Here is a 6,896-nt window from a genome sequence, read left to right as displayed (position 1 = left end):
AACAGCCCCATCCAGGCGCTTCCCCCCTTTCAGCTCGCGAGCCGGAACGACTACGTGTTCGGCAAGCAGGTGAGGGGTCAGCTGACCGAGACCGGATTGCGCCACCCCATCACGCGTCTGGTGGACGATCCGGCCGCGAACCAGGCGCTGTGGCGCAACTTTCCTCCCCTCCGCCGCCTCAACGTGACGGGGGCCGCGGGCGAGGGACAGGTGCTGGTGGCATCCCAGGACGAGGGGGCGCCCCTGCTTGCCGTGCGGCGCTTCGGCGAGGGGCGCGTCCTCTCGGTGTTGACGGATGATTTCTGGCGCTGGAATTTCGGGATGGTGGGGGCCGAGAAATCAAATCATCTTTATCTTCAGCTTATGTTGCAGATCATGCGCTGGCTCTCGGGCGATCCGTCGAGCTCCCAGGTGCGGATTCTTCCGGATGCAGAGACCGCCGAGAGGGGAATGCGCGTGATCCGGGTGGATGTGCGCGATGACGCCTACCGGGCTGCGGCCAATGCGCAGGTTTCGGTTCTTCTGCGGGACCCCTACGGAAACGTTCAGCGTGTTCCCGCGGTTTTTCAGCCGGAAACGGGTGAGTTCGAGGTCCGCTTTTCGCCCGGCGGGGGCGGAACCTACCGCGTGGAGGCCCAGGCGCGTCTGGGCGTACAGATGATCGGCCACGCCATTCGCGCGGTGAATGTCGGTGGGTTGCGGGAGGCGGAAATGGCGGATGTCGCCCCGCGCTGGGAGAGGCTGGCTGAGCTGTCGAAGAAAACCGGCGGCGTCTTTTTCTCGTACGGGGCATCAAGCACCCAGGATGCCCGCCCCCTGATGGAGGAGATCGTAAAGAGCATGAAGGGGAAAGTGCCGCCCCAAATCGTCGAGATTCGGGATGTGCGGCTGTGGAGCATTCCCTGGGTGGGAATTTGGCTTATTCTGTTTCCGGCCATAGAGTGGACCCTCCGGCGGCTGTGGGGCCTTGCCTGATTGAGGATGGCGACGAAATGGCACACGCGGCGTTTTTGAAAATTCTGGCATTTCTGGATGCCATCGCCGAGGCGCGGAAGAGCGAGCGCCGGCGGTCGGCGGTGCTTGCGGCTGCGCTCTCCGCCTTGGTGGCCGTCCTCCTGGGGCCTGCCGCGGTCGTGCTGCAGCCGCGCTTCGGCTATTCGGCCGTCATCTATCTTGCAGTCCTCATCTCCCTAATCGTTTTGGGCCTCCTCTGGGCGGTGTGGCTCTGGAAGCGGACGCCCGGCCGGGGGCGCATCGCGCTCGAGGTCGAGGCTGTGCGGCCCGATCTGGAGAACCGCCTGATCAGCTCGCTTCAACTTTTCCCGCGCAAGAACGCCCTGGGGCCGGACGATCCGACTTCCCCGGCGCTGGTGGACGCGCTGGTGCTGGAAACGGCGGCGCGCGTGGAGAAGATGGAGACCGGCGCGTTCGCCTCCGGCGCCGTATCGAAAAGACTCGGACGCGTGACGGCCGTGCTTGTCCTCGCCGTGATCGGAACACTCTTTCTCGCCCCGGGCGTCTACCCAAAGATGGGGTACATGCTCGCGAACGCCTTTGATCTGATGCCCTCGCGGATATCCCACCTTTATCTTTCGGCCTCGGCGGAGCGTGTGCTTCGCGGCATGCCCATTCTCTTTGAGTTGCGGGCCGAGGGAAGAAGGCCGGACGAGGCGAATCTCATCATCGACGATGGGTCGGAGAAAAAACTGAACCTGCCCATGACGGCGAGGGGGAAGGGACAGTTTGACCTCAAATGGCGGGGGGCGAAGCGCGATGTGCGGATTCAGGCCAGATCGGGCCGGTTCCAATCCCGGTGGATTGAGGTGAAAGTGGTTACCCCTCCGCAGCTGGCCGAGATCCGTCTGGTGTATTTCCCGCCCGAGTATACGGGTCTTCCTCCCCGCTCGGGCGAATCGCGGGGCCATATCCAGACCCACTTGGGAACCACGGTCTTGGTGCGCGCCCGGCCGAGCAAGCCGGTGCGCGACATGGTGCTGGCCATCGCCGACGGCTGGCGCCTGCCCCTCAAAAAGGGGAAGGAAGACTTTTGGGAAGGCGTACTCATCGTCGGAAGCCCCGGCTCCTACGAGGTGCAACTCAAGGACAGGTTTGGTTTCTCGAACCTCGTCCCCGAGCGCTTCCGGATCGACATCATTGCCGACACACCGCCCGAGGTGAAGGTGCTGCATCCGGGGCAGGACGTCTCCGCCGACGCCGGCGATTCGATCTCTGTCCGCTACAGCGCCACGGATGATTTCGGCCTGCGGCGCTTGACGATCGAGTACTGGCAGGCCGGACAACCGCGCCGCGATATATCCTTGCTGGGTCGGGAGACGATCCAGAAAGCGGTGGCCGGCGAATACGTTTTCGAGCTCCGATCCCTGGGCCTTGCGCCCGGGCGCGTGCTCTCCTACCGGGTGGTGGCCGAGGATACGGATACGGTTTCGGGGCCGAAGCGAACGGCCAGCCCGGTCTACCGCATCCGGGTGCGGAACCGCGAGCAGGTACTCACGGCTCTTGACGGGCGGCTTCGTAAGATTTCCGATGAACTTCTGGATCTTTTGGCCGATCATCTCGAGCGCGCCTCGCCGTTTCCGCTGCCGAAGGCGAAAAAGGGGAAACGCGGAGCGAACCAGAGCGCCGGCCGGAAGGAAAAGCCGGTTCCGCTGAGCCAGAAAGCGAGCCGGATTCTGGAGAAAGTCCGCGAGGCGCGCGCCCTTTTGCGGCCCGGAAATCCCCGCGAGGCGCTGGCGAGCATGGATCTGGATCTTCTCCGCGATCTGCTGCAGGACACCCTGCGGCGCCACCTGCGCCCGCAGGACGCCGCCAACCAGCGCGCGGGCGCATCGCCCAAGAAAAAGGACCCCGCCCGGGAGGATGCGACACAGGCGCTCGAGCGGCTCGCTTCGATGGGAGAGGACATCCTGCGCCAGGCGCGGATGGATCAGGCGGTCCGCGCGACCGACGCCCTCCTGCAAAACCAGCGGTCGCTCTTGCGCGAACTCGAAAATATGCGGCGCCAGGGGGCGAACCCGGCGGAGATGCGCCGCATCCAAGAGGCCATCGCGCGCCTGCAAAGGGAGATGCAAAAGCTCATGGAGCAGATCTCCAAGCTGGCCCAGCGGATGCCGGCGGAATTCATGAACCAGCGCGGCATGCGCAACGCGCCGATGCAGAACATGATGCAGGCCTTCAACCAGATCCAGCAGCAGCTTCGGGCCGGCAACTACCGGGCGGCAATGGAAACCCTCCGGCAACTGGTGAGCCAGATGCGCCAGATGCGGGCGGCGCTCCGCGGCATCCGCCGCCAGCAGCGGATGGCCCAGGGGGGCGGCATGCCCATGCAGCGCCGCAGGAGTGAACTCTCGCTCATCGTTGCGGAGCAGCAGCTCATCCGGAACGGGACCGTTGCGCTCCAGGACAAGCTCATCGCGCGCATGAAGGAAAGCGAAAAGGCACCTCTGGCGGGGCTGAGGCGCGCCCTGGACAATGCCCTGGGATCGGTTGGCAAGCAGCACGAAAAGCAGGCGTTGATCACGTGTCCGCCGAAACAGAAGACGGCCGGTGCGTCTGCGGAGCCGAAAGAGAAATCCGCGGGGCCGAAAGAGAAAAAAGAAGAGAAGGGCGAACTGGTCCTTCGTGAGGAGATGGTGGCGCGTGCCCGCGAGATGTTGAAAGGGGAAAAATGGGCAGCGTTCTATCAGGAACTGCCGCAGCTGCTGACCGTCCTGGGTTCCGATGTCTGCGGGCGGAAGTTGCGCCCCCATCATCTGGCCCCGATTCGACGGGCGGAGAAGCGCATCGTGGACGTTCTCCGCAGGGTGCAGCGGAATGCAAATCCTGCCGAGAAGGAGTCGTTGAAGAATTTGAAGGGGCGGCAGGCCACCGTTGAAAAACAATTGGCTGGACTCGAGGAGCGCATCCGGCGCCTGATGATGGTCTTTCCCTTCATCAACCCGGACATCCTGCGCCGGTTTGGGTTGGCGCGAAAGGCGATGGACCGGGCCGAGAAATGGCTGTCCCGGGGACGCCCGATCAGCGCGGTTCCTCCCGAGGAGGAGGCGATTCGCCATCTGACCCGGGGGCGCCAGTCCATGCAGCAGGCAATGCAGCAAATGGCCCAGCGCAGGCGCGTCGGGCTCGGCACCCCGCGGCAGGGCGGAGCGTATCGCTCGCCCGGCCGCGCCTGGTGGTCAAGAGGGCCCCAGGCGCCCGGCATGGAAGATGCCAATCGCTCTGGCCGGGAGGAGTCGGGCCGCATGGGGACGCAGTTCAGCGAGGTGCTTATTCCCGGGAAGGATCAGTACAAGGTTCCCCGCGAGTTCCGGGAAGAGGTCATGGAGGCCCTGAAGGGGGGAATGCCCAAGTCGCTTCAGGGCGAGGTGGAAGATTACTTCGAGCGCCTGACCAGGTAACACTATGAGATCGGGGATGATGAAACGGGTCGCGGTTTTTCTGATGGCCGCCGGTTTTTTGCTGGCCGGCGTCCCGGGGACTCCTGCGCACCAGGATTCGAAATCTTTTCTTCAGCCCAAGGACAAGGTCGCCCGGCCCGCGGGCTACGACCGGGTGATCGCCCATCTTCGCGCGTGGGATGTGGCTGCGGCGCGCCGCGTGCTCGAGGACCTTCGGGTGGAGAATCCGGGGGCGCCGGAGTGGGATGCGCTCGAGGGAACAGCGGCGTATCTGGAGGGGCGCTATCAAAAATCGATCGAGCTGCTGAACCTCGCGCTGCGGAAAAGGCCCGGCGACCGGGAATGGCTCGAGCTTCGCCTTCATGTGCGTCAGACGCAATCGGCGGTGGCCGGATTCAATGTGCACCGGACGGCCCATTTCGAGATTCACCACGATCCGGGGGTGGACGCCATTCTCGTCCCCTATCTGGCCGAGGCGCTCGAGGCGGCCCATGAGATTTTCCCGAAAAAGCTGGGCGTCTCTGGCGACGATGTTGTCCGGATCGAAATTTTTTCCGACCCCGTCCGCTTCCACAAGGCCTCGACCCTCTCCCGGCGAGACATTGAGGTCAAAGGTGCGGTCGGCATCTCCAAATTCAACAAGCTGATGATGATTTCGCCGGGCGCCCTCATCCGGGGCTACCGCTGGCTCGACACGGCGGTGCACGAGTATGTCCACTACCTCATCGTGCGGGCCACCCACAACCGGGCGCCGATCTGGCTGCACGAGGGAATCGCGCATTATCTCGAGAAGAAATGGCGCAAGAGCGATGATCATTACCTGACGCCCTCAGAGCGCATGCTCCTCGCCGGGGCCCGGGAGCGAGGGACGTACATCCCCTTCAAGAAGATGGAACCCAGCCTGATCTACCTCGAATCCTCCGCCCAGGTGCAGCTCGCCTACGCCGAGGCGGCGACAGCAGCCGATTTCATCGAGCGGCGCATCGGGCCCCGGGGCCTGGCCCGCCTCCTGCGCGCGATTCGGGACGAGAAGCCCAAGGCCGCGTCTCCTCCTGGTCAGGCTGGCAGAGGCAGCCTGGTCGAACTTGAATCCAGCGGCGCGGCCCAGAGCGCCGAGAGCGGCCTGCATGCACTTTTCCGGGTTGGGTTGGCGGGATTCGAGAAAATCTGGCGGAAGGATCTCGAAAATATGCCGCTAAAAGTCCCGGCCGGCGTCCAGGTCCACCAGTTTCTGCTCAAGCCCACCGGCCCGGTGGATGAGAGCGCCAGCGAGATGGCGGCGCTCCAGAGTGCCACCGCGCGGCGGCGGATGCGCCTGGGCGATCGCCTCCTCTTCGGAGGGCGCCTGCGGGCGGCCTGGACAGAGTATGGCCGCGCGCTGGAGGATGAGCCGAACTCGCCGGTTCTCCTGAACCGGCTGGCGCGCGTCGCACTCCGCCTCGAGGCGCCCGATGAGGCGCTTCCGTACATTTTGCGCGCCCGGCGGATCGATCCCGATGGCGGGGCGACATACATTCATCTGGGGATCGCCCACGAGATGCGGAAGGATTTTCCGGCCGCCCGGGATGCCTGGAAGGAAGCCATTCAGATCAATCCGTTCCATCCGCTCCCCCACGAGCGCCTGGCTTTCATTTATGCCCGGGAAGGCAGGAAAAAAGAGGCGGAGCAGGAGAGGAAAGTATTTCAAAGCTTGCGGAACTGATTTCCCCCCTGACACGAGAGAGGCACGATGACTGAAAACCTGAACGATTCGAAGGCAGAAATTCTGGACGAGGCGGACATCGCGCGCGCGCGCGATGTTGGTCTCAAGCGCGCGCGCGCGCTCGAGGAAATCCACAAGGTCATCATCGGTCAGAAAGATGTTCTCGAACTGATCATGGTGGCGTTGCTCTCGCGGGGACACTGCCTGCTGGTCGGCGTGCCGGGGCTGGCCAAGACCCTTCTGATCCGCACCTTGTCGGAAGTGCTCCAACTGCAGTTCAGCCGGATACAATTTACTCCCGACCTCATGCCATCGGACATTACGGGGACGGACGTTCTCGATGAAACGCTCGAGGGAAAGCGCGCCTTCCGCTTCATCCAGGGGCCGCTGTTCAGCCAGATCCTGCTGGCGGATGAGATCAACCGCACCCCGCCCAAGACGCAGGCGGCGCTGCTGCAGGCGATGCAGGAGTACCGCGTCACGGCCGGCGGAACGACCCATGAGCTCCAGCGGCCGTTTTTCGTCCTCGCCACCCAGAACCCGGTCGAGGCCGAGGGGACCTACCCCCTGCCAGAGGCCCAGCTCGATCGCTTCATGTTCGAGATCGACGTGGACTACCCCAATTTCGAGGAAGAGAAGGAGATTGTCTCCCAGACCACCTCAGACTACGTTCCGGTTCTGGAAAAGGTGCTCAATAGCGAGCAGATTCTCTCGTTTCAGGATTTGGTCCGGCGCGTTCCGGCGGCCCCCTATGTGATTGACTATGCCGTTTCGCTGGC

4 protein-coding genes are annotated in these 6,896 nt (G+C 64.0%); all 4 read left to right on the top strand.

Annotation, left to right across the window (positions count from 1 at the left end):
- On the top strand, nt 1-975 hold a 975-nt coding region (locus tag O2807_10105), incomplete at its 5' end, for a hypothetical protein (GenBank protein MDA1000847.1).
- Nucleotides 976-992: 17 nt separating this feature from the next.
- Nucleotides 993-4,415 carry a DUF4175 family protein gene (locus O2807_10100; protein ID MDA1000846.1) on the top strand — a complete coding sequence of 1,141 codons (3,423 nt, stop codon included), beginning with the start codon at nt 993-995 and terminating at the stop codon, nt 4,413-4,415.
- A 16-nt stretch (nt 4,416-4,431) separates the two neighbouring features.
- The gene (locus O2807_10095; protein ID MDA1000845.1) at nt 4,432-6,117 is read left to right on the top strand and encodes a tetratricopeptide repeat protein; all 1,686 of its coding nucleotides are present in this window, start codon (nt 4,432-4,434) and stop codon (nt 6,115-6,117) included.
- A 27-nt stretch (nt 6,118-6,144) separates the two neighbouring features.
- On the top strand, nt 6,145-6,896 hold a 752-nt coding region (locus tag O2807_10090), incomplete at its 3' end, for an AAA family ATPase (GenBank protein MDA1000844.1).

Source organism: bacterium (assembly GCA_027622355.1).
In the GTDB taxonomy this organism is placed as follows: domain Bacteria; phylum UBA8248; class UBA8248; order UBA8248; family UBA8248; genus JAQBZT01.
This window is presented reverse-complemented; position numbering and strand designations above follow the sequence as displayed.

Coding starts and splice junctions, on each gene's coding strand:
- O2807_10100 (MDA1000846.1), top strand. CDS start 993: ATGGCACACGCGGCGTTTTTGAAAATTCTGGCATTTCTGGATGCCATC.
- O2807_10095 (MDA1000845.1), top strand. CDS start 4,432: ATGATGAAACGGGTCGCGGTTTTTCTGATGGCCGCCGGTTTTTTGCTG.